The organism is Duganella sp. GW821-FHT01E12 (assembly GCF_059422325.1).
The window spans coordinates 579465-605833 of record NZ_JBWKWR010000003.1 but is presented as its reverse complement, the minus strand read 5'-3'; the positions used below and the strand labels follow the sequence as shown (position 1 = coordinate 605833).

The window sequence follows — 26369 nt, the reverse complement described above, 5'->3', positions numbered from 1 at the left end:
AGTAATCCTAGTTGCATACAGGATTGTACCGCGAGCTGATGTCGATTTGCTATGCCGGCCTGGCGGCCCCGGCTTTTTGTCGCAAAATGGAGGGAAACGCCCGTTGCAGGCAATCGTTGCGCTCGCACACCTTGCAGCCGTTGCCGATCGGCGTGGCGACGTCGGGATTGGCCAGATCCAGGCCCTTGGCATACACCATGCGATGGGCCTGGCTGACATCGCAACCCAGCGCGACGGCAAACGAACGCCCAGGCGCCATGAAGCCGGCCGGGCCGCTGCTGACCTGGCGCGCGACCCACAGATGGGTACTGCCGTCCGGCATGCGCGCCACCTGCCGCAGCACCTGGCCGGGCAGGCTGAACGCCTCGTACACCACCCACAGCGGACAGGTTCCGCCGGCGCGGGAAAAGTGAAAGGCCGCCGCCGACTGCCGCTTGGAGATGTTGCCGGCCCGGTCCACGCGCACGAAAAACACGGGCAAGCCGGCGTAGCCCGGCCGCTGCAGAGTGCTGAGCCGGTGGCAAACCGCCTCGAAACCGACGCCGAACTGGCCCGCCAGCAGCTCGATATCGTAGGCGCAGGCCTCGGCCGCCTGCAGGAAGCGGCGATAGGGCAGGCGCAGCGCTCCGGCAAAATAGTTCGACAGGGCCAGGCGGGCGCCATCGCGCGTGGCATCGCTGGAAAAGCCGGCAGCCTGCACCAGAGACCCGATCACCTCCGCCTGTTCCAGCAAACCCAGCTGTGCAGCCATCTGGAAGGCGCGCTGGCCTTCGCTGATGGTGTCAGGCAGCCACAGCAACTTCTGCGCGGGATCGTAGCGGCGCCGTTCCATCGGCAGGCCGGGCATCTGCGAGGCCAGCACGGTCACGCCATGGCGCTCCGCCAACCGGCGCTGCAGCGAAGCCGCGCTGGCATCGCCGACCAGCTCGGCGGCCTGGTCCAGCTCGTCGATGTAGTTCTGGCGCAGGTTCAGGTAATCGCGCACCTCCTCGTCGACCGAGGGCGGGGCTATGCTGATGCCGCGGTTGCCGTCGTCGAACTGCGATTCCAGCGCCGCCGCGCGCCCGGCCGCCATGCGGTAGCGGCTCTGCATCTGCACGATGGCGCGCGCCACGCCGGGCATGTTCTCCACCAGCGTCTTCAATTCCGCCAGCGAGGTGTCGGCGTCCGGCAACTCGCTGAAGGCGTCGCGCAGGTCGGCCACCAGCCCGGCGCTGTCGTGTTCGGAAAAAATCTGCGGATCGACGCCCAGCACCGCGCCCACCCGCAGCAGGATGAACACGGTCAACGGCCGCTGGTTGCGCTCGATCTGGTTCAGATAGCTGGGCGAGATGTCCAGCATCTTGGCCAGCGCCGCCTGGGTCAGCTTTCGCTCCTCGCGCAGGCGCTGCAAACGCACGCCCATGAAAACTTTAGACATCTTCGCAACCTTCGCAATTTCGGGCTGATAACTTCGCAATTCCTCGCATTTTTACGTCTTTACGCACGTTTCGGATAAGCGAATAATGCAAACAATTAGCAAAAACCGCAAGCCTTTCGATACACCACCAGGAGACCGACGATGACCGCAGCTATTCCCACCGTACCCTTGCTGATCAATGGCGAATGGGTTGAATCCCGCACCACCGTCTGGCGCGACGTGGTCAACCCGGCCACGCAGGAAGTGCTGGCCCGCGTGCCGTTCGCCACGGCGGACGAGGTGGCGCAGGCGGTCTCCGCCGGCCTGCGCGCCTTCAAGACCTGGCGCAAGACGCCCATCGGCGCGCGCGCCCGCATCTTCCTCAAGTACCAGCAGCTGATCCGCGAAAACATGGCCGACCTGGCCGCCACGCTGACCGCCGAGCAAGGCAAGACCCTGCTCGACGCCGAAGGCGACGTGTTCCGCGGCCTGGAAGTGGTCGAGCACGCGGCCAACATCGGCACGCTGCAAATGGGCGAGTTCGCGCAGAACGTGGCCGGCGGCGTCGACACCTACAGCGTGCTGCAGCCACTGGGCGTGTGCGCCGGCATCACCCCGTTCAACTTCCCTGCCATGATTCCGCTGTGGATGTTCCCGATGGCCATCGGCTGCGGCAACACCTTCGTGCTCAAACCATCCGAGCAGGATCCGCTGGTCACCGTCAAGCTGGTCAGGCTGGCGCTGGAGGCCGGCGTTCCGGCGGGCGTGCTGAACGTGGTGCATGGCGGCGAGGAGGTGGTGAACGCATTGTGCGACCATCCCGACATCCGCGCCGTGTCCTTCGTCGGCTCCAGCCACGTCGGCAAGTACGTCTACCAGCGCGCCACGCTGGCCGGCAAGCGCGCCCAGTGCATGATGGGCGCCAAGAACCACGCGGTCGTGCTGCCGGACGCGAACAAGGAACAAACGCTGAACCAGCTGCTGGGCGCGGGCTTCGGCGCCGCCGGCCAGCGCTGCATGGCGGCCTCGGTCGCGGTGCTGGTGGGCGAGGCGCGCGAGTGGCTGCCCGAGTTGGTGCGGAAGGCCGCCGCGCTGACAGTCGGCGCAGGCAAGGACAATCCCGATCTCGGCCCGGTCATCTCCTGCGCCGCCAGGGAGCGCGTGCTGGCGCTGGTCGCCAAGGGCTTGGAGCAGGGCGCGCATCTGGCGCTGGACGGCCGCTTGGTCAAGGTCGACGGCTACCCGAACGGCAATTTCATCGCGCCGACCATCCTGTCCGGCGTCAAGCCCGGCATGGCCGTGTACGACCAGGAGATATTCGGGCCGGTGCTGATCGTCGTCGAGGCCGACACGCTGGACGACGCCATCGCCCTGGTCAACGCCAACCCGAACGGCAACGGCACGGCCCTGTTCACGCAGAGCGGCGCGGCCGCGCGCAAATTCCAGGAAGACATCGACGTCGGCCAGGTCGGCATCAACGTGCCGATTCCGGTGCCGGTGCCGCTGTTCAGCTTTACCGGCTCACGCGGTTCCAAGCTGGGCGACCTGGGTCCGTATGGCAAGCAGGTGGTGCTGTTCTACACGCAGACCCAGACCATCACCCAACGCTGGTTCGCAGATGCGGCCTCGGTCGGCCAGGTCAACACCACCATCAGCCTGAAGTAACGGTCATGGACTTCGCGCTCAACGAAGAGCAGCAGGCGTTCCAGCAGGCGGCGCGCGAATTTGCCGCAGGCGAGCTCACACCCAACGCCGCCCACTGGGACGCCGACAGCTACTTCAGCCGCGACGCCCTGGCCAAGGCCGGCGAGCTTGGGTTCTGCGGGATGTACACGCCGCAGCATCTGGGCGGGCTGGGCCTGTCGCGGCTGGACGCCGCCACCATCTTCGAGGAACTGGCCGCCGGCTGCACCTCCACCACCGCCTACCTGTCGATCCACAACATGGCGACCTGGATGGTGGCGCGCTGGGGCAGCCAGTCCGTGTGCCAGCAATGGGTGCCGCGCCTCGCCGGCGGCCAGGCGCTGGCCAGCTACTGCCTGACCGAAGCGCAGGCCGGCTCGGACGCGGCCTCGCTGCGCACCCGCGCCGTACGCCAGGGCGAGGCTTATCTGCTCAATGGCAGCAAAGCCTTCATCTCCGGCGCCGGCAGCACCGACCTGCTGGTGGTGATGGCCCGCACCGGCGACGACGGTGCGGCAGGCATCTCGGCCTTCGCGGTGCCGGCCGACACGCCCGGCATCAGCTTCGGCAAGAACGAAGAGAAGATGGGCTGGAAAAGCCAACCGACCTGCGCCATCCACTTCGACAACGTCGCCATCCCGGCCGCCAACATGCTGGGCGAACCGGGCCAGGGCTTCGCGATCGCCATGAAGGGGCTGGACGGAGGGCGCATCAACATCGCCGCCTGCTCGGTCGGCACGGCGCAGGCGGCGCTGGCGCGGGCCGGCGCCTATTTGAAGGAGCGCTTCCAGTTCGGCCGCGAGCTGGCGCAGTTCCAGGCGCTGCAATTCAAGCTGGCCGACATGGTGACGGAACTGGTCGCCGCCCGCCAGATGGTGCGGCTGGCCGCCTGGAAGCTGGACCAGGAGAGCCCTGACGCCAGCGTCTACTGCGCCATGGCCAAGCGCTTCGCCACCGATGCCGGCTTTACCGTCGCCAACGAGGCGCTGCAACTGCACGGCGGCTACGGCTACATCCGCGAGTATCCGCTGGAGCGCCATGTGCGCGACACGCGGGTGCATCAAATCCTTGAAGGTACCAACGAAATCATGCGCCTCATCGTCGGCAGGGCCATCCTGCGCGAGGGCGCCACGGAGACGATCAAATGAACAAAACCTACGCAAACCTGCAAGTGGAACGGCGCCAGCACACGGCCGTCATCACGCTCGACAACCCGCCGGCCCACACGTGGACGCTGGAGAGCCTGGCGGCGCTGGCCGAACTGGTGGCCGACCTGAACGCCGAGCGCGACATTTATGCGCTGGTCATTACCGGCGGCGGCGCCAAGTTCTTCTCGGCCGGCGCCGACCTGAAGCTGTTCGCCGACGGCGACAAGGCCGTGGCGCGCGCGATGGCGCAACGCTTCGGCCGGGCGTTCGAGGCGCTGTCCGGCTTCCGCGGCGTCAGCATCGCCGCCATCAACGGCTACGCGATGGGCGGCGGGCTGGAGTGCGCGCTGGCCTGCGACATCCGCATCGCCGAGGAACATGCGCAGATGGCCTTGCCGGAAGCGGCGGTCGGCCTGCTGCCTTGCGCGGGCGGCACGCAGCAGCTGTCGTGGCTGGTGGGCGAAGGCTGGGCCAAGCGCATGATCTTGTGCGGCGAGCGCATCGATGCGCAGCGCGCGCTGTCCATCGGCCTGGTGGAGGAAGTGGTCGCCACCGGCGCCGCGCTGGAGGCGGCGCTGGCGTTGGCGGAAAAATCCTGGCGCCAAAGTCCGAGCAGCATCACCGCCTGCAAATCGCTGATCCAGGGCGCGCGCAGCCTGCCGCCGCAACACATGCTGCCGCAGGAGCGCGAACGCTTCGTCGATCTGTTCGACACGCAGGATCAGAAAGAGGGCGTGCTGGCCTTCCTGGAAAAACGTGCCGCACGGTGGCGCAATGCGTGAGGCCGCCAACCTGGAGCAAGCTCCGGCCGTGCTGCTGGAAACCCGCGCGGCCAGCAACGGCAAGCGCATCGGCGTCGCCACGCTGAACGTCCCGTCGACGCTGCACGCGCTCACGCTGGACATGATACGTGCCCTCTACCTCGCCGTACAGGACTGGGCGCGGGACGACGGCGTCGCCTGCGTGGTGCTGCAATCGAGCACCGACAAAGCCTTCTGCGCCGGCGGCGACGTGCGCACGCTGCGCAGCGCGATCCTGGCCGAGCCCACCGCCATGCCGAACAGGCAGGCGGAAGCGTTCTTCAGCGAAGAGTACCGGCTCGACCATCTGCTGCACACCTATCCGAAGCCGCTGGTGGTGTGGGGCGGCGGCATCGTCATGGGCGGCGGACTGGGTTTGCTGGCGGGCGCCAGCCACCGCGTGCTGACGCCCACCACGCGCATCGCCATGCCGGAAATCACCATCGGCCTGTTCCCGGATGTGGGCGGCAGCTGGTTCCTGCCGCGCATGCCGGGCCGCAGCGGCCTGTTCCTCGGCCTGACCGGCGCCTCCATGAATGCGCATGATGGGCTGTTCACCGGCCTCGGCGACTACTTCCTGCCGCAGGAACAACGCGCCGCCGTCGTCGAAGCGCTGTGCGCCGCCGACTGGAGCGACGCCGATGGCGCCGTGGTGGTGGATCGACTGCTGCGTGCGCTGAGCCTGCCGCAGGATTCGCTGCCCGTATCGGAACTGCGGCAGAACTGGGATACCATCAACACCATGACCGCCAGCCGCGAGTTGGGCGAGGTCGTGGCCGCCATCACCGGCTACCACGGGGAATCGGCGTGGTTGCAGCGCGCAGCGGCGGCGTTGTCGAAAGGCGCGCCATCGTCGGTGGCGCTGGTGTGGGAACTGCAGCGTCGCAGCCGGCACCTCAGCCTGGCCGAAGTATTCCGGCTGGAGCTGATCGTCGCCCTGCAATGCTGTGCCCATCCCGACTTTGCAGAGGGCGTGCGCGCGTTGCTGGTCGAGAAAGACAACGCGCCGCAATGGTCGCCGTCCACGCTGGCTGCGGCACAAGCCAGCGTTGGCGAGTTCTTCCGGGCGCCGTGGCAGCGGCATCCGCTGGCGGATCTGAACTAATCAAAAACAGGAGACAACATGCATATCGCTTTTATCGGACTGGGTAACATGGGCGCGCCGATGGCGCACAACCTGCTGCGGGCGGGCCGCAAGGTGTCGGTATTCGACCTGTCGGCGGCGGCAGTGGAGGGCCTGCGCAATGCGGGCGCGCAGGCCGCCACGTCGGCGCTGGTGGCGGTGCGCGAGGCGGACGTGGTCATCACCATGCTGCCTGCGGATCGCCATGTGCGCGAGTTGTATCTGGGCGGGCAGGGTATCCTGGCGCACGCCATGCCCAATGCCTTGTTCATCGATTGCAGCACTATCGCCGCCGACGCCGCGCGTGAGGTGGCCGCAGCTGCCGCGGAGCGAGGGCTGGCGATGATCGACGCGCCGGTGTCGGGCGGCACCGCCGGCGCGGCGGCCGGCACGCTGACCTTCATCGTCGGTGGCGCATCGGCGGCGCTGGAGCGCGCCCGTCCCGTGCTGGAGCAGATGGGCAAGAACATCTTCCACGCAGGCGGTCCCGGCGCGGGCCAGGTCGCCAAGATATGCAACAACATGCTGCTCGGGATACTGATGGCGGGCACCTCGGAAGCGCTGAACCTGGGCGTCGCGCACGGTCTCGATCCGAAGGTGCTGTCCGATATCATGGCCAAGAGCTCCGGCCGCAACTGGGCGCTCGAAGTGTACAACCCCTGGCCCGGCGTGATGGACAACGTGCCGGCCTCGCGCGACTACGCCGGCGGCTTCGGCACCTCGCTGATGCTCAAGGACCTGGGCCTGGCGCAGCAGGCTGCGCAATCAGCCGAAGCGGCCACGCCATTGGGCAGCCTGGCGCGCCAGCTGTATCAACTGCATCAGCAGCAGGGGCATGGACAGCGGGACTTTTCCAGTATCCTGCGCCTGTTCCAGAAACAGTCCTGACCATCAACGACGCAGCGTCAACCCGTCCAGCGCGATGGGCGTCGCTGCGCCGCGCAGCATTTGCGCGAGCAGGCTCGCGGTGCCGCAGGCGAAGGTGAATCCCAGCGGCCCGTGGCCGACGTTCAGCCACAGATTGCTGTAGCGGGTGGCGCCGATGATGGGCGCGCTGTTGGGCGTGGCCGGACGCAGGCCAGCCCACGCCTCGGCCCGCGCGTAGTCGGCGGCGTCCGGCATGGCTTCCTTGGCCAGGCGCACCAGGCCCTGTATGCGGCGCTGATCGATGCGGTTGTCCGCGCCCACCATGTCCACCATGGCCGCCACGCGCAGCTGCGTGCCGATGCGTGCGTACAGCACCTTGCGCTCAAAGTCGGTCACGCTGATCTGCGGCGCCACGTCCGCCGCGCGGATGGGGGCGGACAGGCTGTAGCCTTTGAGCGGATACAGCGGCAGATAGATGCCAGCGCTGGCCGCCAGGTCGCGGCTGGCGATGCCGGCTGCCAGCACGAAATGGTCGGCGCGCAGCGGGCCGGACGCGGTGTCCAGTCGGGTCACTTCGCCATGGTCGGTTCGAATGGCGGTGACGTCGCGGTGCTGCACGCCGTTGAAGTTGGGATGCTCTCGCAAGCGCCGGGCCAACGCCAGGCAGAAGGCGTGACAGTCCGCCACCGCCTCGCCAGGATTGTAGATGCCGCCGGCCAGATCGCCTTGCAGCGCGGCCAGCGCCGGCTCGCGCATTGCAGTGGCGGCCGGGGTCAGCACCTCGGCATCGGCGGCGGCCACGCCGGCGGCGCGTTCGAACAGGCGCGGGCTGCGGTACACCACCAGCTTGCCGGCGTCGCGCCAGGCGAACTCAGACAGCGGCACGTGCAGCGACAATTCGCTCATCGCCTTGCGGCTCAACTCGCCCAATTGCAGCAGCGTCGCGGTGGTGCGGCGGTTGGATGCGGCGTTGCAGTTGCCGAGAAATTGCAGCAGCCAGCGCCATTGCCGCAGATCCGCCTCGGGCCGGAAGCGCAGCGGACCATCGGGCTGCAACAACCACTGCAAGGCCTTGAGCGGCACGCCGGCATCGGCCAGCGGCGCTACGTAGCGATAGCTCAGTTGTCCGCCGTTGCGATAGCTGGCCATGCTGCCGACTTCGGCCTCGCGCTCGACCAGCGTCACGCGATAGCCGGACTCGAGCAGCCACCAGGCCGAGCTCAAACCCACCACGCCGCCGCCGATGACGATCACCTCGCTCATCACGTCACCGTCCGAGTATCGCGTGGCGATACAGCGCGGTCAGGATGCGCTCTTCGCTGCGGGTCATCGCGGAATAGCGTCCTGGATTGGCTTCCGGGTCGGTGCCGGTGCCGCCGATCAGCGAAATCATGCCGTTGCCGCGCCGCAGATCAACCACGAAGGTCGAGATCAGGCCATATGCATCGCCCAGATGCCCGGCGCCGCCGAAGCCGCCGCCCTCGACCAGCCGCTTGTCTTCGAAGCGCTGGTTGCCCAGGCCCCAGCTGTGGTACAGGCCACGGTAGGTATCGCCGTTGCTGCCGTTGTGCTGCCACTGCTGGCTGAACATCAGCGCCACCGATTCCGGCTGCAGGATCTGCCGCTCCTGATAGCGCCCGTGCTGGATCAGCATCAGCATGACCTTGCCCATGTCGGCGGCCGAGATGCGCAGTCCGCCCGTCGGGCTGAACAAGGTGCCGTTGCTGCCGATGACGTAGGCCTCGATATGGGCCGGCGCCGCCGGCGGGCGTGCGCTGTAGTCGTCCACCTGCGCGATCCACGGGCCGTCGGGATTCCACAGCTCGGTATCGACGGTGCGCTTGCGGTACAGCGTCGCCACGTTGTCGATTTCCTCGGCGCCGAATTCGGCCGGATTGTAGCCGCCGCGCAGCCCCATCGGATCGAGCAGCAGGCGTTTCATCAGGCGGTCGAAGCGTTCGCCGCTGACTTTTTCCATGATGGTGCCGATCACGCCCCAGTTCAGGTTGGTGTACATGAAGTAGGCGCCGGGTGCGGCCTCGCTGGCCCACATGCCGGGCGCGCCGCTGGTCAGCTTGTCGCGGATGGCGACGTCGGCGCCCCAGAAGTAGCCCGCCTCGTCGCGCAGGGACGAGGTATGCGTCAGCAGCATGCGCAAGGTGATGGGCCGGTCGGGGAAGTGCGGGTTGCGCAGCGCGTAGCCGAGGTACTGGCCGACGTCCGCATCCAGCTCCAGCAGGTGCTGCTCGATCAGGCGCATCACGCCGAAGGTGGTCATCATCTTGGAGATGGAGGCGATGCGATACATGGTGTCCGCGTTGGCCGGCGCGGCCGCCGGGCCTATGCGCCGCTGACCGGTTTGGAATTGGTACTGCACCTTGCCGCCGCGAACGGCCAGCACAGACAGGCTGGCCAGCGGCATCGCCCGGTCGGCGGCCACGGCGGCCAGTTCCTGGTCCAGCGTGGCGGACAGGGCGCCGCCGCCGGCTCCTGCCATTAGCAACATGCCCATCAAGGCCTGCATTTCTCGTTTCATTGGGGGCCTGAAAATGTACTCGATGGTAGCGAGAATACTGTGAGCGGGTGCTGGTCGCCAATGAAAACCGGCTGTTGCCTCATAACTTTTCGGAATGCCTTCCCGGCAAGCTTTCATGGGCGTAGGCCGTTGTTCAAGATTACACTTTCTGCATGCTCAACACTGAACTCCCCAGTCAGCAACATGCGGGCCTGGACGAATATCCGGTCGCCAAGCTGGTCGGCACCCTGATCGCCGACCAGTTCCAGGCCGTCGCCGCCGTGCAGGCCGCGTCCGGCGCGATCGCCGATGCGGTCGAGGCCGCCGTGCCGCGCATCGCCGCCGGCGGACGGCTGGTCTACGTCGGCGCCGGCACCTCAGGGCGGCTGGGCGTGCTCGACAGCGTCGAGCTGCATCCGACGTTCTCGTGGCCGCACGAACGCGCGCTGTCGCTGCTGGCCGGCGGCAAGCGCGCCATGTTCGCGGCGGTGGAGGGCGCGGAGGACGACGCCAAGCAAGGCTTTCTGGACCTGGCCGCCTTGCTGCCGCAGCGCGACGACGTGGTGCTGTTGCTGGCCGCGTCCGGCAGCACGCCGTACGTGCTGGGCGCGCTGGACGCGGCGCGGACCTCCGGCGCGCTGACCATCGGCATCGCCAACAACGCGGACGCGCCGGTCGCCACGCGGGCCGAGCTGGGTATCACGCTCGACACCGGTCCCGAAGTCATCTCCGGCAGCACCCGCCTGAAGGCCGGCACCTCGCAGAAGATCGCGCTCAACACCATCTCCAGCGCCATCATGGTCAGGCTGAATAAAGTCTATGGCAACCTGATGGTCGACATGAAGGCCACCAACGCCAAGCTGCTGCGGCGCGCCGTGGCGCTGACCATGCACGCCACCGGCGCCGACGAAGCCAGCGCCCGCTTCGTACTGGAACAGTGCGACCACCATGTCAAGGTGGCCATCGTGGTGCTGCTGCGGCGGGTCCCGGTGGAGCGGGCGCGCCTGCTGTTGGCCCAGGCTCAGGGCAGCGTCCGCTCGGCACTCCTGCTACAGTAGCGCATCGTCATAGCGAAAGAGGAAGATGCGGCTGCGTCACATAGAAGTTTTTCACGCCATCATGCAGGTCGGCACCATCAGCGGCGCGGCGCAAGTGCTGCACATCTCGCAGCCGGCCGTGACCAAGGTGCTGCAGCATTGCGAACTGCAACTGGGCATGCCGCTGTTCGAGCGCGTGCGCGGCAAGCTCTACCCCAAGCCGGAGGCGCACCGCCTGTTCGCCGAAACCGAAAAACTGAACCGCGACCTGCAAGGCATACGCCGCCTGGCCGCCAGCCTCAAGGGCCGCGCGGTGGAGACCATCCGCTTGGTGGCGACGCCGACCCTGGCCGCCAGCGTGCTGCCGCAGGCGATGAGCAACTGGCGCCGCGCCTTCGCCGACACCCGCTGCGAACTGGCGACCCACCACACCAGCGAGATCGTCAACACGCTGCGCCTGGGCGAGGCCGATCTCGGCCTGTCGCTGCAGGACCCGCGCCATCCCGGCATCGTCGCCGAGCCGATCGCGCAGGGCGTGATGACGGTGATCGCGCCGCCTGGCCGCTGGTCCGCCGCGCAGCAGGCGCAGCCGTTCTCCGCGCCGGAGTTGGAAGGCGAACTGATAGGCTACGCCGACAACGATCCGCTCGGCGACCTGGTGCTGGCGGCCTGCGAGGCGCAAGGCATGCAGCCGCACTTCCACACCGTGGTGCAGACCTACCAGATCGCCCGTTCGCTGGTGGAGACCGGCGGCGGCATGGCGGTGGTCGATCCGTTCACCGCTGCGTCCGGCCGGGGCCGGCTGCAAAGCCGTCCATGGGCGCCGGAAATCCCGATCCAGCTGTATCTGCTGACGCCTGCCCACGCGCCGCTGTCGCACGGCGCCGGCCGGCTGGCGCGCAGCATCGCCGAGGCCGCCCGCGTCCTGTTAACTTCAGGAAATGTGGTTTAAAAGATACAAATACCTTTCCTGAAAGTTCCTCCCGCTGGCATGCTGCTGGGCAGAGAGCCACTACATGACTAAAAGTTATACCGACAAAAGCTATTTTCATTGGCTGGTCAATGTTGCAAGGCGCTAATCTGGAAAAATAAGTATTCAGATTCACCAAAGGGAGAGACCGTGAAGGTTAAAAAACTGGCGCATGCGATTGCGCTGATGGGTGTGTTCGTCCCGGCCGCGGGTCCGGTGTTGGCGCAGGAAGTCATGCAGCGGGTGGAAATCACCGGCAGCAGCATCAAGCGCCTGGCGAAAGAGGGCGCCTTGCCGGTGCAGGTGATCGGTTACGACACCATCGAAAAGTCAGGCATCACCAGCACCGAGCAGCTGGTCCGCAGCCTGTCGGCCAACGGCACGGGCGCCGACAACATGACTTCGGGGAACAACGTCTTCGGCGCCGATGCCGACCGCGTCAGCGGCGGCGCCTCGTATGCGTCGCTGCGCGGGCTGGGGCCCAACAGCACGCTGGTGCTGCTCAATGGACGCCGCATCGCCACCTTCGGCGCCAGCGGCAAGGCGGTCGACCTGAACGCGATCCCGCTGGGCGCGATCCAGCGCGTGGAGATCCTGAAGGACGGCGCCTCGGCCATCTACGGCACCGACGCCATCGGCGGCGTCATCAACTTCATCCTGCGCACCGACTACCACGGCGCGGAAGCCACGCTCAACGACAACTTCACCCAGCATGGCGGCGGCGCCAACCGCAGGCTGTCGCTGCTGGGCGGGGTAGGCTCCTTGCAGAAGGAAGGCTTTAACGTCATGGGCAGCATCACCTATGACAACAACGAAAAGCTCAGCTCGCGCGACCGCGCTTTCGCCAACGGCTTCCAGCCCGAGCGTGGCCTGTCGCCGGACACCACCGGCACGCCTTACGCCAACCAGCTGAGCGGCGCCGGCACTGCGCTGGGCGCGGGGTTCAAGCGGCCGGGCGACAACACCACCTATCTGCAGGCCAATCCGCTGAGCTTCCAGGGCAAGTGCGATTCCATTCCCGGCATGTCGCAGTACCAGACCGCGCTGTGGAAGGACGTCACCGCCCCAACGCGCAGCACCTATTCCTGCGCCTACGACTACGGTGCCGACTACATCATCAACTTCCCGGTCGAGCGTTTGAACGCGGTCTCGCGCGGCACGCTGCAGCTCAGCCCCGAGCACAAGCTGTTTGTCGAGGCGCTGTATGGCCACACCAAGGCCACGGCCGAGTTTACGCCGCTGCAGATCCAGACCTCGCTGGCCAACGGCAATGCCTACCCGGTCGGCGGCGCCTACTACCAGGATCTGTCGGCCTTCATTCCGACCTTCGACAAGACCAAGCCCATCATCTACAAGTGGCGCGCCAATCCGTGGGGTAACCGGAAACAGGAAAACGTGACAGACAACCTGCGCCTGCTGGTCGGCGCGGAAGGTGTGCTGTTCGGCAAATGGGACTACCGTACCGGCTTCTCGCACGGGGAGAGCACGACCAAGACCGCGCTGCTGGACGGCTATGGCTACACCAGCCAGATCTACGCGGCGCTGGGCGGCGGCAAGATCAACCCGTGGCTGATCGCCGGCCAGACCCAGACGCCGGAAGCGATGCAGCTGGTCGAATCGACCAAGTTCCGTGGCGCCTTCCAGCATGGCAAAACCACGTTGACGCAATTGGACGGCAACCTGTCCGGCGAAGTCTGGCAGCTGCCGGCCGGCCCGATGTCGATGGCGGTCGGCTTCGACCTGCGCCGCGAGGGCTACAACTTCGCGCAGGATGTGGACGCCACACAGATCCTGCTATCGCCGGGCAACGCCGCGCTAAACGAGGCCAGCCGCGACATCAAGGCCGTCTACACCGAGCTGATCGTGCCGATCACCAAGGAGCTGGAAACGCAGCTGGCCCTGCGCCGCGACCACTACAGCGTGTTCGGTTCGACCACCAATCCGAAGATCTCGTTCCGCTACCAGCCGAGCAGCATGCTGGTGTTCCGCGGCTCGGCCAACAAGGGCTTCCTGGCGCCGAGCTTCACGCAGCTGTATTCCGGCCGCTTGTCCCAGGAGCTGCCGAACGGGATTATCGATCCGGTCTACTGCCCGACCCATCCCGGCGATCCGGCTTTCTGCGCCATTCCGCGCCTGCCTTACTTCAGCGGCGGCAATCCCAAGCTGAAGCCGGAGACGTCGAAGCAGGGCAGTCTGGGCGTGGTGATCGAGCCGGCGCGCGGCTACTCGGCGTCGCTCGACTACTGGGCGATCAACTCGCAGGACCGCATCCTGAACCGCACGCCGCAGATCGTGCTGGCCAATGCGGCGCTGCTGTCCCAGAACATCGTCCGCAACCCGGACAACACCATCCAGTACGTGGATGCGGGCTGGATCAACGCGGCCGGCACCAAGACGCGCGGCGCCGACCTGAACCTGCGTGGCGAAGGCAAGCTCAACGCCTACAAGTGGTCCTTCAACCTGGACGGCACTTACACGCAGAGCTTCAAGTTCGCCGAGATCGAAGGCCAGCCGTACAAGGAATACGTCGGCAACTTCTACACGCGCGACCTGTACCTGCGCTGGAAGCACAACGCCAGCATCACGCTGTCGCGCGGCGACTGGAGCGGCATGCTGATCCAGAACTACTGCTCCGGCTACAAGGACCAGTTGCCGGACGGCGGCAAGGCGGCGCCGCCACCGGGCTTCAACCCGGACGTGAAGGCCTACACCAAGTACGACCTGTCGGCCACCTACACCGGCTTCAAGAACGTGACGGTCACGCTCGGCATCCAGAACCTGCTGGACACCGATCCGCCATTCACCGCCCACAATGTGGACGAAGTGGTGGGCGCAGGCTGGGATCCACGGGTGGCCGATCCGCGCGGACGCTCGGTCAGCGTACTGCTCAAGTACAAATTCCTGTAATGTCCGAATCAAACGGACGGCGGCGGTTCGGGCAGTTGCTGGCCGCCGCCGCGCTGGGGACGGGCGCCTTGCCGGCGTCCGCCGCGCCTGTCAGGAGGAGAGCGATGCGACTGATCAAACCAGCGCGCTTGCAGCCGGGCGATCTGGTGGGCCTGATCGCGCCGGGCGGCCACACCAACGATGCGGCGCTGGCCCAGGCCGTCAGCAATATCGAATCGCTGGGTTTGCGTGTGCGCTTGGGCGACAACATCCACTACGTCTACGGCAATTACGCCGGCACGGTCGAACAGCGGCTGGCGGATTTACACGCCATGTTCCTCGATCCCGAGATCAAGGCGGTGTGGGCGGTGCGTGGCGGCTCCGGCTGCATCTCGCTGCTGGAGCACATCGACTACCGGCTGATCCGCGCGCATCCCAAGGTGCTGATCGGATATTCCGACATCACCTGCCTGCACCTGGCCGTGCTCAAGCAGACCGGGCTGGTGACGTTTCACGGGCCGGTGGCCACTTCCACTTTTTCGGACTACTCCGTGGAGCAGATGCGCAATGTGCTGATGTCGCCGCAGGACAGCTACACGATTGCCATGTCGGCCGACAATCCACCGCCGCGCACCGTGCATGGCGGCGTGGCCACCGGACGGCTCATCGGCGGCAACCTGTCGCTGGTCAGCGCGCTGGCGGGTACGCCGTACGCGGCCGATTTCAAGGACGCCATACTCTACCTGGAAGAAGTCAACGAAGAACCCTACCGCATCGACCGCATGATGACGCAGCTTCAACTGAGCCAGGGCTACCGCAACGCGGCCGCCGTGGTGCTGGGCATCTTTGAAAACTGCGAAGGCTTGGACGGCGAGAGCGCGCTGTCGCTGGACGATACGGTCGACCAGCACCTGCTGCCGCTGACCCGGCCCGCCGTGGCCGGCTATTCCTTCGGCCACATCCGCCACCAGGTCACCATGCCTGTCGGCCTGCGCGCGCGGCTGGACACGGAGCAGCAAACCTTGACTTTACTGGAGCCGGCGGTCAGCTAGGCCGCCGCATTTGTTACACTGCGTCCTTTTCAAAGCTTCAAGGAACACCATGTCGAGCCCAACCGAGTTACGCGCCTACGCGCTGCATTGCCTGCTGGAGAACGATCCCGGCGCCAAGGTGGAGGCGGTCGCGGCGATGGCGGCGGCTTCGCGCGCGGGCGCCTGCGGGCTGGAGCCGGCCAGCGTCATCGTGCCGGCCGGCGCCATTCCAGGCCGCCCGGCCAAGCCCGACCTGGTGCCGCCGCTGACGGTGGGACGGCGCTCGATGGCCACGGTGGAGGGCAGGGCCATGCTGATCCACGCGCTGGCGCACATCGAATTCAACGCCGTCAACCTGGCGCTCGATGCGCTGTGGCGCTTCGCCGATTTGCCGCTGGAGTACTACATCGACTGGCTGCGCGTGGCCGCCGAGGAAGCCACCCATTTCGCGATGCTGGCCGCGCACCTGCGCACGCTGCGCTATCAATACGGCGACTTCCCGGCGCACGACAGCCTGTGGGAAATGGTCGGCAAGACCACCGAGGACGTGCTGGCCCGCATGGCGCTGGTGCCGCGCACGCTCGAAGCGCGCGGGCTGGACGCGATCCCGCCGCTGCGCGCCAAGCTGGCCCAGGCGGGCGACCGCGATGCGGCGGCCATCCTCGACATCATCCTGCGCGACGAGATCGGCCACGTGGAGATCGGCAACCGCTGGTACAACTACCTGTGCCAGCAACGCGGCCTGGAGCCGCGCGTCACGTATGCCGAGCTGGCGATGCGCTACAAGGCGCCGACGCCGCGCGGCCCGTTCAACATCCAGGCGCGCCAGCTAGCGGGCTTTACGGAAGCCGAGCTGCGTGCCTTGCAGGGTGAAATAATTTAACTTTTACAAGATTTTCCGACTATGTATTTGCTTATTGGTACAAGGTGCGCCCGCCGATGCTCGGTGTTTTCAGCCGAGAACCTGTTAGCCGTAGCGAAGCAAGTCCCTCCTGCACAATACGATGGACAAGTGCTAACGGTGCGGGATGCGGTCGATTTTGTTGCGCAACTGGACTTGCTAAAAGTGCCGCACACTCTACCGACAGAGAAAAAGCCGGATGAAGCTTGACGCAACACTTTCCATAGATCCGTTTGGAAAGGTATCAAACGCAAGTCGATTGGAGGTAGTATCAGCTTCAGAACTATTGATGCGCCGCAAATTAAAATAGTTCATCACCATCAATCGGGAGGCAGAAATGTTATCCAATTTGAAAATTGGTGTTCGGTTGGGGCTGGCGTTCTTTCTTTTGACTCTGCTCGCCGTAGCGCTGGGCTGGATCGCTGTTCATGAGACTTCGGCCATGAACGAGCAATGGAAGACCATCAAGGAAGACGCGCTGGCCAAGCGCAGTGCGATCAACAACGGCTCCAACGCCCTCGGCGCCGGCATCCACCACTTCAAGAACTACATCCTGCGCGGCGGCGACTACGACAAGAAATTCGAAGCCGACATGGCCGATGTCGACCGCACCATGAGCGATTACAAGGCTACCGGCTTCGTCACGCCGGACGAGGACAAGCTGCTGAGCCAATTGCGCGACGGCGCCACCGCCTACCGCAAGGACATGGCGATATTGGTCGCCATGCGCGCCAAGACCGACAATCCGAACGAACTCGACAAAGCCGTGGCCGGCGCCGACAAGCCGATCAACGCTGCCCTTGCCAGCCTGCGCGAGAAGACCGAGGCCACCCTCAAGCACGCCGATCAGGTGATGAGCGAGGTCAGCGCAGCCGCGCAGGTCAAGGTGATCGAGACGCTGGCGGTGATCGTGGTGCTGACCATCGCGGCCGGCATCTACATCACGTTGAGCATCACGCGGCCGATCAGCCAGGCGGTGGTGGTGGCCGAGACGCTGGCGCGCGGCGACCTGAACTTGAGCATCGAGGTTAGAGCGACCGACGAAACAGGCCAATTGCTGGCCGCAATGAAACACATGATCGCGAAACTGCGCGAGATGATCGACAGCCAGCGCGGCATGGTCGAGGCCGCGAATCGCGGCAATTTCGCCATGCGCATCAGCACCACGGAACTGCAAGGCTTCCAGAAGGAGATGGCCGACGGCCTGAACACGCTGATGCAAACCACCGGCGCCAGCATCGACGACGTGGTGCGGGTGATGGGCGCCATGTCCGAGGGCGACCTGTCGAAGAACATCGAGAAGCCCTACGAGGGCGCGTTCGGCGAGCTGAAAGATTATGCGAACCACATGATCGCCAAGCTCAAGCAGGTGATAGAAGGGCAGCGCCGCGTGGTCGAGGCCGCCAACCAGGGCGATTTCAACAACCGCATCGACCTGGCCGGGCTGCAGGGCTATCAGAAGGAAATGGGCGAGGGCTTGAACAACCTCGTCGTCACCACCGGCGCCAGCATCGACGACGTGGTGCGGGTGATGGGCGCCATGTCCGAGGGCGACCTGCGCGTGAGCATCGAGAAGAACTACGCGGGCTCGTTCGGCGAACTCAAGGAGTTCTGCAACAACACCGTCTACAAGCTGGCCCAGGTGGTTACCGAGGTCAACGGCAGCGCCGAGGCGCTGGCCAGCGCCTCCGAGCAAATCAGCGCGACGGCGCAGACGCTGTCGCAGGCCGCCAGCGAACAGGCCGCAGGCACCGAAGAAACCAGCGCCTCGATCGAGCAGATGACGGCGTCGATCTCGGCCAACACCGAGAACGCCAAGATCACCGACGGCATGGCCAGCCAGGCCGCCAAGGAAGCGGTCGAAGGCGGCGACGCCGTGCGCGCCACGGTGGCGGCGATGCAGCAGATCGCCAAGAAAATCCAGATCATCGACGACATCGCCTACCAGACCAATCTGCTGGCGCTGAACGCGGCCATCGAAGCGGCGCGCGCGGGCGACCATGGCAAGGGCTTCGCGGTGGTCGCGGCGGAAGTGCGCAAGCTGGCCGAGCGCAGCCAGTTGGCCGCGCAGGAGATCGAGCACGTCGCCACCAGCAGCGTCGACCTGGCGGAAAAGGCCGGCCGCCTGCTCGACCAGATGGTACCGAACATCCGCAAGACCTCGGATCTGGTGCAGGAGATCACCGCCGCATCGGAAGAACAATCGGCCGGCGTGGGACAGATCAACAGCGCGGTGGGCCAACTGAGCCAGACCACGCAGCAGAACGCCTCCAGTTCGGAAGAGCTGGCTGCCACGGCCGAGGAAATGAGCGGCCAGGCTGAGCAGCTGCAAACGGCGATGGCCTTCTTTAAGCTGGAAAACGCCGGCCGGACAGCCCCGCCCGCGAAAGGCAGGCCGGCCGCGCCGCGCGAGAGCCGCCGGCATGGCGGCGCACAGGGCTATAACCCGATGAACAGCGCCGTACGCGAGGTCGACGAAAGCCGCTTCACCAAGTTCTAGAACCGCCATCCTCCGTGCCGCATTGACGCCCTTTGCCGGGCGCAATGCGGCGCAGCCATTTTCGGGCCGCCTGAGTCCGCATGTCCCTTCGCCCAGCAGTGCCTTTCCAAAATACCCTTGCAAATCGAAATGATAGTCATTATCATTTGCAGCGATTGGTTTATTGTTAATTTTGTCTGCTTGACACCGGAGGAATGCCGGCGTCCAGTGGATCGGGAGCGGGCATGCGGCAAGAACGTCTTTACGAGGTGGTGGTCAACGCGGAGGGGCAATATTCGGTCTGGCCGGCGCAATGGGCTGTGCCGAACGGCTGGATGGCGGCGGGATGCCGCGATACGCGCGAGCAGTGTTTGAGGCATATCGATTCTGTCTGGTTGGATCAGCGGGAGTACAACCTGCGGTTGGCGCTGTCCGGCAAGGAGCCGCGGCATGGGTGACAAGCTGCCCGTCATCGATCTGGTATCGCCAGCCCAGCGCAGCTTGTGGTTCCTGAGCCAGTTGAGCCAGACCACGCAGCGCCTGCACATCAGCGTCGAGCTGCGGTGGCCCAAAGCCGTCGACCGCGCGCTGATCGCACATGGCCTGAGCGCCCTGCAAGCGCGCCATGCGATTCTTCGGACCACCTTTCGCCGCCTTGCCTGGGGCGATATCGAGCAGCGGCCGGCAAGCGCGCCGCCGCTGCAGCTGGAATGCGGAGACAGTTACGCCCTCTGGTCCAAGCGCCAGGACTTCGACCTGGAAAAACAGGCCGGCGTGAAGGCATGGCTGGATGGTTCGACGCTGACGCTGGCCGTCCACCGCATCGTGGCCGATGTGGGTTCGATCGAAATACTGATCGATGAACTGGTGCGCAGCATCGCGGGCGAAGTACTGCCGCCGGTGGAGCCGCGGGAGCGCTTGCGCGGCATTGCACTGGCTTCGGATTACGATTACTGGATGTCGAAGTTGGCCGGCGGATCGGCGTCGCTGGCGTTGCCCCCGGATCGTCCGCGCACTGCGGCACGCACCTATGCCGACGCACAAGTCGGCGCCGAACTCGATGCTTCCCTTTCTGCCGCGCTGGAGGCCTATTGCGGCGCGCACGGCGTGCAAGCGGCGCAGGTTCTGCGCGCGGCGTTTGCCATCCTGTTGTATCGCCATACCATGCAGGCAGAAATTCGCATGGCGACCTTTGACGATGGCCGCGCGGCCGCGAGGGACGGCGTTGTTGGTCCGTTTGAAAACATACTGGTCTCCTGCCTTGCGCTCGACGGCGGCATGAGCTTCGGTAATTTGCTCGACGCGGTGCGTGCGGAAGACGCGGCCAACCTGACGCACGCCGCGCTGCCGTTCGATAAAGTTTTGGAGCAGCTCAACGCCGACGGCTTCCAAAAACACGAGCTGCCGTTCCAGGTTGGATACGCGTGGCGCCGACAGCTCGATCAGATCGGGGAGGTCTCGATACAGTTGGACGAGGACCAGGCCCTGTGCCTGGACCTGCTGCTGCGCGTGAGCGAGCGCGCCGGCGGACATCTCGCGCTGTCGCTGTCGTACGCCGCTGCGTTGTTCGATGCGTCGACCGCAGAGGCTTTGATGGAACGGTTGCTGTCGCTGCTGAGGCAAGCACTGGCCGCACCACAGGCCCGGATTGACCGGCTGCAGCTGGTTGACCCGCTAACGCTGGCCCGGTTGAGCGCTCCCTGGCCCGCAGCCATTTATGCACCGGTGCCTGTCCATCAGCTGATGGAACAGCAGCTGGCCCGGAACGGACAGGTCGAGGCGCTGGTATGCGGCAGCGACTCGCTGAGCCATGCGGCCATGCACGCCGCAGCCAATCGTCTGGCGCACTACCTGATCTCGATAGGCGTTGGAGCGGAAACCCGCGTCGGCGTGGCCTTGGAGCGCGGCGTCGATATGATCGTCACCTTGCTTGCCGTGTTCAAGTCCGGCGGCGCTTTGGTTCCCATCGATCCAAGCTATCCGCAGGAGCGCATCGAATACATCCTTGACGATGCCGATGTCTTTTGCCTGCTGACGCAACGCTCTCTTCAGGAGCAGCTGCCGGCGCCTGCCATTGCTGTCGATGCGCTCGATCTGTCGCAATGGCCCGCCAGCGCGCCGGACCTTCATGTCTCGGCGATGCAGATGGCCTACATCATCTACACCTCCGGCTCCACCGGGCGGCCGAAAGGCGTGGCGGTGGCGCATGGGCCGTTGTCGCTGCATTGCCAGGCCACAGCGGAACTGTACGAGATGAACTCCGAATCGCGGGAACTGCACTTCCTGTCGATCAGTTTCGACGGCGCCCATGAACGCTGGATCGTGCCGCTGATCGCCGGCGGCTGTGTGGTATTGCGCGGCGCCGCGCTTTGGAGCGCCGCCGAAACCCATGCCGCGATGCGCGAGCACCGCGTCAACAACGCCGGCTTCCCGACCAGCTATGTGCAGCAACTGGCCGAATGGGCGGAAGGGCGCGAAGATGCAGCGTCCCTGCGCTTGTTGTCGTTCGGCGGCGAGGGCATGCCGCGCGCCACTTTCGAACGGCTTAATCGCGCATTGTCGCCGGAATGCCTGATCAACGGCTATGGTCCGACCGAAACGGTTATCTCGCCACTGGCGTGGAAGACTACGGCCGGCGCAAGCTTCGACGAGGCGTATGCGCCGATAGGCCGCGCGGTCGGCCCGCGCAGGGCGTATGTGCTCGATGCGGACCTCAATCCCGTGCCACCCGGTGTGGCGGGAGAACTGCATATCGGCGGCGCGTGCCTGGCTCGCGGCTACCACGGCCAGGCCGCCGCCACGGCCGACCGCTTCATACCAGATCCGTTCGCGGCGGACGGTGGCCGCATGTACCGCACGGGCGACCAAGTGCGCTGGCGCGCCGATGGCATTATCGAATACCTGGGCCGCCTCGATCAGCAGGTCAAGGTGCGCGGCTTCCGCATCGAACTGGGCGAGATTGAAGCGGCGTTGGGTAAGCTTGCTTCAGTGCGCGAAGCGGTGGTCGTGCTGCACCAGACGCCGCAAGGTGCCAAGCTGACTGGCTACGCGGTGGCCGACGCGGAGGCGAAAATCGACGGCGCCACGTTGCGCCACCAATTGGCGGCGCAACTGCCGGACTACATGGTGCCCGCCGCCATCGTCATGCTCGACAGCCTGCCGCTGACCCCAAACGGCAAGATAGACCGCAAGGCTTTACCGCTACCGACGCAGGAGCGGCGCGCGGTGGTGGCGCCGTCCTCGGACATCGAACGCCAGCTGGTGGCGATCTGGCAGGAGGTACTGCAGCTGCAGCAGATCGGCGCCACCGACAACTTCTTTGACCTGGGCGGCGACTCACTCAGCGCGCTGCGCGTGCTGACGATGCTGGACAATCTGCTGCCGGACCACGGCCTGGGCATCGTTGACCTGTTCAATTACCCGGACATCGGCAGTCTGGCCCGTGCGCTCGGCAACCGCGAACTGGCCGGCAGCGAGGTGGTTTGCCTCCAGCGGGGCGGCAGCAAGCCTATGCTGTACTGCTTTCCCGGCCTGCTGGTCAGCACACTGGAGTACACGGCGCTGGTGAAGCATCTCGGCCCGGACCAACCGGCCACCGGCTTTATCTGTCACTCGCTGTCCGGCGGGGATGGCGAGCCGCTGCCGGTGGCTGCGCTGGCCGCGCGCTACGCCGATCATATCCGCGGCCAAAGCGCCGGGCAGCCCGTGATCTTGCTGGGGTGGTCATGGGGCGGCATCCTGGCCTACGAAGCGGCGCGCCTGCTGGGCGACAGCGTCGACGTGCGCTTTGTCGGCATGCTGGATGTCTGCGCGCTCGATGCGGAGTTCGCGGTCGGCGGCGAGAAGCCGCTGGAGCCGGGGCTGCGCCAACGCCTGAAATGCGATATCGACACCTGGCTTGCAGCCAGCACCATGCGCGAACGGTGGCTGCAACTGCTGGGCCGCATGGACGCCACGGTCTACACCCAGTTCCTGCACTACGTGAACAATAGCCCGGACACGCTGCCGCTGGACGGCCCGGAAATCGGCAGCCGTGAGCACATCTTCTGGACGCTGATGGAAAACGCGCTGGTCTTCCGCGACTACGCGCTGGAGCCGCTCGATTGCCGCATCCACGCCTGGATCGCAGAAGACTCGCTGCTGCGCGGGATGAATGTGATCGACTGGCGCAAGCAATCGAGGCGGGTCGAGCGCGTCCACGCCATCCCCGGCAGCACGCACCTCAGCATCATCGCCGACCCGCAGTTCCACCTGAGCTTTGCGCAAAGCGTCAACGAATCATTCACACATTGAGAAAAAGGCTACACCTGATGCGACACCAGTTGAACAAGCAGGGCCTGAAACCATTGGCTCGCGCCGTCACCGGCGCCATGCTGCTGATGGGCGGCTATCACATGGGCGCAGCCGCGAGCGACGCCGCGCCGGCCGAGACAACCATGTCCACCGTGGTCGTGCAAGGCGAAGCTGAACGCATCGCAAAAAACAGCGGCGTAGGCAGCAAGGGCGACACGCCCATGGTCGAAGTTCCGCAATCGATTTCGGTATTGAACCGTGAGCGGCTGGATGCGCAAAAGGCTCCCGGCATTCCGCAGGCTTTGCGCTACACCGCCGGCATGCAGACGGAGAGCTTCGGCGTGGACCCGCGCTTCGATCAGTACATGATCCGTGGCTTCGAGGTGGGATCGAACGGCGTATTTCGCGACGGTCTGAATTTGCCGACGCGTGGTTTCACCGGCTTTACGATGGAACCGTATGGACTCGAAAGCATCGAAGTGCTGCGCGGCCCGAGCTCCGTGCTGTATGGACAGGCCGAGGTGGGCGGCATGGTCAACGCAGTCAGCAAGCGTCCCACCGCTTCCCGATTGCGTGAGGTGGAAGTCAGCTACGGCAGCTTCGACCGCAAGCAGGTCGCCGCCGATATCGGCGGGCCGCTGGACGAGCAGGGCGTGTGGCTGTATCGCGCGACCGTGATGGCGCGGGAAGCCAAGGGCGCCGTCGACCATACCAAGGACAATCGGCAGTACTTCGCACCATCGCTGACCTGGCGCCCCGACGCGGATACGTCTCTGACGCTGCTCGCCTATCTGCAAAACGATAACGTGCCGCCGAATTTCTACCTGCCGGCGACGGGCACCCAGAAGCCTGGATTGTTCGGACAGATTCCGGTCAACAGATTTGTCGGTGAGCCGGGGCTGGATCACTTCAAGACGGAGCAGCGCAGCATCGGCTATGTGTTCGAGAAGCGCTTCTCTCCGGCGTGGAAGGTGCGCCAGAACCTGCGCTATGCAACCGAAAAAGTCGACTATCACAGCCTGTACATGACCGGCTTGCACGACGATGAACGCACCATCGACCGCGCCAATTTCTCGTCACAGCAGAAGGCCCGCGTGTTTGCGGTGGACCAGAACGTGGAGTGGAACAGCCGTTTCGGCGGCATCGAGAACACCTTCGTGACGGGCATCGACTACAGCCGCGCCGTGCAGGAAGGCCAGAACTACTTGGGTGAAGCGCCGACGTTGGATGTGATCGCGCCGGTCTATGGCCAGCCAGTCGGCAAGGCGGCCATGTATGAGGACAAGCGTAGCACCCTGAGCCAGACCGGCATCTACGCGCAGAACCAGACGAAATTCGGCGGCCAGTATGTGCTGACAGCGGGACTGCGCCATGACCGCAGCCGCATCGATAACGATGACTACTTCAACGCCGCACAAAACAGCCAAAAGGACAACGCGACCACTGGACGCCTGGGCTTCACCTGGCTGGCACCCTACGGCGTATCGCCTTACCTGAGCTACGCGACCTCGTTCCGTCCCGTGATGGGGCAGACCTTCGACGGCCGCAACTTCGAGCCGGAGAAAGGCAAGCAGGTGGAGTTTGGCGTCAAGTGGGCGCCGCTGGAACGTCAGGCATTGCTGACGGCCGCGCTGTTCGATCTGCGCAAGAGCAATGTGTTGACGGCAGACCCGGACCATGTAGGTGTCGGCGCCCAGATCCAGCGCGGCGAGGTGCGCGTGCGCGGCCTGGAGCTGGAAGCCGAAGCAAAGCTGGACCGGAACTGGAAGGTCAACGGATCTTTGACTGGACTCGATGCCAAGATCACCCGCAACAACGACGGCAACGAAGGCAAGCGTCCCTCGCTGGTGCCGCGCGTGAACGTGGCCGCGTGGGCCGAACGCACCATCGGCGAAGGCTGGCGCGCGGGCGCAGGCGTGCGCCGAATCGGCAAGACCTTCGGCGACGATGCCAATACTTTTGAAAACCCTGGCGTAACGCTGGCCGACGCGATGCTCGGCTACCGCCACGGCCAGTGGGACTTTGCACTCAACGTCAGCAACCTGACCGACAAGATCTACCTGGGCAACTGCTCGACCGACGGCACCTGCAATTATGCGGCCCGCCGCCAGGCCCAACTCACAGCCCGCTACGTGTGGTAACACGGTGCCAGCCATTCCTCCTAACGGTAAATACGAAGGAAAAAGCATGAACGACACTGTAAAAGCCGCGCCATTTCGCAGCGCGATCCTGTCCGGCCACGCGCTGGAGGTAGTACACAACGGCGCCGCGTTGGGCGTCACCCGCAACGGGCAGCCGGTGCTGGAATTGAACATCGATGCGGGCAATGAATGCTGGTTGGCCCGCAAGCCGGGCGCGCCGCAACCACCGGCACTGCTGCAACTGGCCTTGCTGGCGGCGCTGGAATCGCTCAGCGCCAGCCGCGCCGACTTGAGCGCGGTGCGCCTGCATGCAGGTGAATGGCCAGAGATCAAGGCCGAACTGCTGCGCGCCGGCGTCGGCCGCGAAGCCGGGCCGTCGCTGACCGTTTCGCCGGCGATGTTTTGGCAGCTGCCGCAACTCTGGTTGCCGCAGGCGCCTGCCATCTATCCGCAAGATCATGTGCGCACCGGCGAGCGCTGGCACCCGCAACGTCCCGCAAAGCCGCAGGGCTATGTGTACGAGCGCTTCATACCGTGGCTGGGCCAGAGCATCGCATTCCGCGCCGCCAGCGTCGAGCAGGACCTGCACACCATGCACAAGTGGATGAACGATCCGCGCGTGGCGCAGTTCTTCCAGGAGGAGGGCGACCTCGATTACCAGCGCGCCTATCTGGAAGGCCGCCTGGCCGATCCGCACATGCTGCCGCTGATCGCGGAGTTCGACCGCGTGCCGTTCGGTTACATGGAAGTGTATTGGGCGCAGGAGAACCGTCTCGGGCCTTACTACGCCGCCGATGACTATGACCGCGGCTGGCATGTTCTGGTGGGCGAGGCCGCGTACTCTGGCGGACAGTTCATCAGCGCCTGGCTGCCGTCGCTGATGCACTACATGTTCCTGGACGAGCCGCGTACCCAGCGCATCGTCGGCGAGCCCGCGGCCAGCCACCAGCGGCAGGTGCGCAATCTGGAACGCTCGGGCTTTGCCGCCATCAAGGACTTCGACTTCCCGCACAAGCGCGCCACGCTGGTGATGCTGATGCGCGAGAAATTCTTCGGCAACCGTCTGTGGCATCCAAGCCCAAAAGCCTGAGGAGCG

At 65.5% G+C, this 26369-nt stretch carries 18 protein-coding genes; 15 read left to right on the top strand and 3 right to left on the bottom strand.

Annotated features, from left to right (window positions below; all coding sequences use genetic code 11):
- Positions 1-49: 49 nt before the first annotated feature.
- The gene (locus AC07WS_RS12450) at positions 50-1420 is read right to left on the bottom strand and encodes a short-chain fatty acyl-CoA regulator family protein (RefSeq protein ID WP_494729375.1); all 1371 of its coding nucleotides are present in this window, start codon (positions 1418-1420) and stop codon (positions 50-52) included.
- A gap of 141 nt (positions 1421-1561) precedes the next feature.
- Between AC07WS_RS12450 and AC07WS_RS12445 the strand changes: the two genes are divergently transcribed.
- From AC07WS_RS12445 to mmsB, 5 genes are read left to right on the top strand one after another with little or no spacing between them, the layout of a single operon-like run.
- Entirely contained in the window at positions 1562-3064 is a 1503-nt protein-coding gene (locus tag AC07WS_RS12445; RefSeq protein WP_494729374.1) for a CoA-acylating methylmalonate-semialdehyde dehydrogenase, read from the top strand.
- 5 nt (positions 3065-3069) lie between these two features.
- Positions 3070-4230, top strand: coding sequence for an acyl-CoA dehydrogenase family protein (locus AC07WS_RS12440; RefSeq protein WP_494729373.1), 1161 nt, complete (start codon positions 3070-3072; stop codon positions 4228-4230).
- Positions 4227-5012: an enoyl-CoA hydratase gene (locus AC07WS_RS12435; RefSeq protein ID WP_494729372.1), complete on the top strand. Its 786-nt coding sequence runs from the start codon at positions 4227-4229 to the stop codon at positions 5010-5012. The genes AC07WS_RS12440 and AC07WS_RS12435 overlap by 4 nt, the downstream gene beginning before the upstream one ends.
- Positions 5005-6135 (top strand): enoyl-CoA hydratase/isomerase family protein, encoded by a 1131-nt coding sequence (locus AC07WS_RS12430; RefSeq protein WP_494729371.1) that lies wholly within the window; start codon positions 5005-5007, stop codon positions 6133-6135. The genes AC07WS_RS12435 and AC07WS_RS12430 overlap by 8 nt, the downstream gene beginning before the upstream one ends.
- Positions 6136-6153: 18 nt before the next feature.
- Positions 6154-7041, top strand: a complete 888-nt coding sequence (gene mmsB, locus AC07WS_RS12425; protein WP_494729370.1) for a 3-hydroxyisobutyrate dehydrogenase — start codon at positions 6154-6156, stop codon at positions 7039-7041.
- Positions 7042-7044: 3 nt separating this feature from the next.
- Here the strand turns inward: mmsB and AC07WS_RS12420 are convergent, their stop codons facing one another.
- Positions 7045-8283, bottom strand: coding sequence for a D-amino acid dehydrogenase (locus AC07WS_RS12420; RefSeq protein WP_494729369.1), 1239 nt, complete (start codon positions 8281-8283; stop codon positions 7045-7047).
- A gap of 4 nt (positions 8284-8287) precedes the next feature.
- Complete coding sequence (locus tag AC07WS_RS12415; protein ID WP_494729368.1) at positions 8288-9544, bottom strand: serine hydrolase domain-containing protein; 1257 nt, start codon at positions 9542-9544, stop codon at positions 8288-8290.
- A 164-nt stretch (positions 9545-9708) separates the two neighbouring features.
- Here AC07WS_RS12415 and AC07WS_RS12410 point away from each other — a divergent pair, with 164 nt between their 5' ends.
- From AC07WS_RS12410 to AC07WS_RS12365, 10 genes are all read left to right on the top strand, one after another.
- Positions 9709-10593, top strand: coding sequence for an N-acetylmuramic acid 6-phosphate etherase (locus tag AC07WS_RS12410; RefSeq protein WP_494729367.1), 885 nt, complete (start codon positions 9709-9711; stop codon positions 10591-10593).
- A 25-nt stretch (positions 10594-10618) separates the two neighbouring features.
- Positions 10619-11524, top strand: a complete 906-nt coding sequence (locus tag AC07WS_RS12405; RefSeq protein WP_494729366.1) for a LysR family transcriptional regulator — start codon at positions 10619-10621, stop codon at positions 11522-11524.
- Positions 11525-11692: 168 nt separating this feature from the next.
- Positions 11693-14449 carry a TonB-dependent receptor gene (locus AC07WS_RS12400; RefSeq protein ID WP_494729365.1) on the top strand — a complete coding sequence of 919 codons (2757 nt, stop codon included), beginning with the start codon at positions 11693-11695 and terminating at the stop codon, positions 14447-14449.
- 104 nt (positions 14450-14553) lie between these two features.
- Positions 14554-15480: a S66 peptidase family protein gene (locus tag AC07WS_RS12395; protein WP_494729364.1), complete on the top strand. Its 927-nt coding sequence runs from the start codon at positions 14554-14556 to the stop codon at positions 15478-15480.
- Positions 15481-15529: 49 nt separating this feature from the next.
- On the top strand, positions 15530-16342 hold the full coding sequence (locus tag AC07WS_RS12390; RefSeq protein ID WP_494729363.1) for a ferritin-like domain-containing protein: 813 nt from the start codon (positions 15530-15532) through the stop codon (positions 16340-16342).
- A gap of 355 nt (positions 16343-16697) precedes the next feature.
- The gene (locus tag AC07WS_RS12385) at positions 16698-18860 is read left to right on the top strand and encodes a methyl-accepting chemotaxis protein (protein ID WP_494729362.1); all 2163 of its coding nucleotides are present in this window, start codon (positions 16698-16700) and stop codon (positions 18858-18860) included.
- Between the two features lie 224 nt (positions 18861-19084).
- Positions 19085-19297, top strand: coding sequence for an MbtH family NRPS accessory protein (locus tag AC07WS_RS12380; RefSeq protein WP_494729361.1), 213 nt, complete (start codon positions 19085-19087; stop codon positions 19295-19297).
- Entirely contained in the window at positions 19290-23132 is a 3843-nt protein-coding gene (locus AC07WS_RS12375; protein ID WP_494729360.1) for an amino acid adenylation domain-containing protein, read from the top strand. The genes AC07WS_RS12380 and AC07WS_RS12375 overlap by 8 nt, the downstream gene beginning before the upstream one ends.
- Before the next feature lie 17 nt (positions 23133-23149).
- Positions 23150-25273: a TonB-dependent siderophore receptor gene (locus tag AC07WS_RS12370; RefSeq protein WP_494729359.1), complete on the top strand. Its 2124-nt coding sequence runs from the start codon at positions 23150-23152 to the stop codon at positions 25271-25273.
- 46 nt (positions 25274-25319) lie between these two features.
- A complete protein-coding gene (locus AC07WS_RS12365; RefSeq protein WP_494729358.1) occupies positions 25320-26363 on the top strand; it encodes a GNAT family N-acetyltransferase in 1044 nt (347 codons plus the stop codon).
- Positions 26364-26369 lie beyond the last annotated feature (6 nt).

What these genes read in the sequence shown, in the direction of transcription:
- AC07WS_RS12390 (WP_494729363.1), top strand. Translation starts at nt 15,530, where the DNA reads ATGTCGAGCCCAACCGAGTTACGCGCCTACGCGCTGCATTGCCTGCTG.
- AC07WS_RS12440 (WP_494729373.1), top strand. Translation starts at nt 3,070, where the DNA reads ATGGACTTCGCGCTCAACGAAGAGCAGCAGGCGTTCCAGCAGGCGGCG.
- AC07WS_RS12370 (WP_494729359.1), top strand. Translation starts at nt 23,150, where the DNA reads ATGCGACACCAGTTGAACAAGCAGGGCCTGAAACCATTGGCTCGCGCC.
- AC07WS_RS12410 (WP_494729367.1), top strand. Translation starts at nt 9,709, where the DNA reads ATGCTCAACACTGAACTCCCCAGTCAGCAACATGCGGGCCTGGACGAA.
- AC07WS_RS12430 (WP_494729371.1), top strand. Translation starts at nt 5,005, where the DNA reads ATGCGTGAGGCCGCCAACCTGGAGCAAGCTCCGGCCGTGCTGCTGGAA.
- AC07WS_RS12435 (WP_494729372.1), top strand. Translation starts at nt 4,227, where the DNA reads ATGAACAAAACCTACGCAAACCTGCAAGTGGAACGGCGCCAGCACACG.
- AC07WS_RS12380 (WP_494729361.1), top strand. Translation starts at nt 19,085, where the DNA reads ATGCGGCAAGAACGTCTTTACGAGGTGGTGGTCAACGCGGAGGGGCAA.
- AC07WS_RS12365 (WP_494729358.1), top strand. Translation starts at nt 25,320, where the DNA reads ATGAACGACACTGTAAAAGCCGCGCCATTTCGCAGCGCGATCCTGTCC.
- AC07WS_RS12375 (WP_494729360.1), top strand. Translation starts at nt 19,290, where the DNA reads ATGGGTGACAAGCTGCCCGTCATCGATCTGGTATCGCCAGCCCAGCGC.
- mmsB (WP_494729370.1), top strand. Translation starts at nt 6,154, where the DNA reads ATGCATATCGCTTTTATCGGACTGGGTAACATGGGCGCGCCGATGGCG.
- AC07WS_RS12420 (WP_494729369.1), bottom strand. Translation starts at nt 8,283, where the DNA reads ATGAGCGAGGTGATCGTCATCGGCGGCGGCGTGGTGGGTTTGAGCTCG.
- AC07WS_RS12415 (WP_494729368.1), bottom strand. Translation starts at nt 9,544, where the DNA reads ATGCAGGCCTTGATGGGCATGTTGCTAATGGCAGGAGCCGGCGGCGGC.
- AC07WS_RS12450 (WP_494729375.1), bottom strand. Translation starts at nt 1,420, where the DNA reads ATGTCTAAAGTTTTCATGGGCGTGCGTTTGCAGCGCCTGCGCGAGGAG.
- AC07WS_RS12405 (WP_494729366.1), top strand. Translation starts at nt 10,619, where the DNA reads ATGCGGCTGCGTCACATAGAAGTTTTTCACGCCATCATGCAGGTCGGC.
- AC07WS_RS12445 (WP_494729374.1), top strand. Translation starts at nt 1,562, where the DNA reads ATGACCGCAGCTATTCCCACCGTACCCTTGCTGATCAATGGCGAATGG.
- AC07WS_RS12395 (WP_494729364.1), top strand. Translation starts at nt 14,554, where the DNA reads ATGCGACTGATCAAACCAGCGCGCTTGCAGCCGGGCGATCTGGTGGGC.
- AC07WS_RS12385 (WP_494729362.1), top strand. Translation starts at nt 16,698, where the DNA reads ATGTTATCCAATTTGAAAATTGGTGTTCGGTTGGGGCTGGCGTTCTTT.